Source organism: Rhizorhapis sp. SPR117 (assembly GCF_021742065.1).
Genome location: NZ_JAKKIE010000223.1, coordinates 1 through 586 on the forward strand (window position 1 = coordinate 1; position 586 = coordinate 586).

The following is a 586-nucleotide window of genomic DNA, read 5'->3' on the forward strand; positions in this document are numbered from 1 at the left end:
CAGACTATTCCCCGAGGCAACGGCTGAAGCCTCTTCCCGACTGAAGTCGGGGGGTTTCCTCCAAAAAGCGGGACACTTAATTATTTAGTCGCACATCGCGGCGCACGGATGGTCTTCATGAACAAACTTCTGACGATCCTTGGATCAAAATGGATCACTGTTGGCGCAGCGGTGTGCACTGTTGCCGTTTTCGTGCTCCATATGACGGTCCCTGCTACCGGAGAAACTCCGTCCACGGTGCGCGAACGGCTGATACGCAACACGCAGATCATCACGCTGCACGAAAATTTCCAGCGGGCGATGCTGGCTGGAAGAATCACGGTCGATGAATGGGAAAAGCTGGATTTCACGCTGCCCAGCGATGAGGGATTTGGCGACAACGTGCAATACGAAGTCTTCAATCCCAAAAGCCCTCGCACGGTGATCGGAGAGGGCAAGCCGAGCTTCCCGTTGGTACCGCAAGACCTCATGGATGACATCACGACGCAGCCCGGCCAGACACTGCGCTTTAGCCTCTCTTATTCACCGGGCGACTGCGTGATGGCGTAATCCGGGACGGGGGCGGCAGGCGGAGGCGGCAAGCGCA

1 protein-coding gene is annotated in these 586 nt (G+C 57.2%); it reads left to right on the forward strand.

All coding sequences use genetic code 11. From position 1 onward, the window contains the following. Positions 1-117 precede the first annotated feature (117 nt). Complete coding sequence (locus L3X40_RS22100) at positions 118-549, forward strand: hypothetical protein (protein ID WP_237367469.1); 432 nt, start codon at positions 118-120, stop codon at positions 547-549. The last annotated feature ends 37 nt before the right edge of the window (positions 550-586 follow it).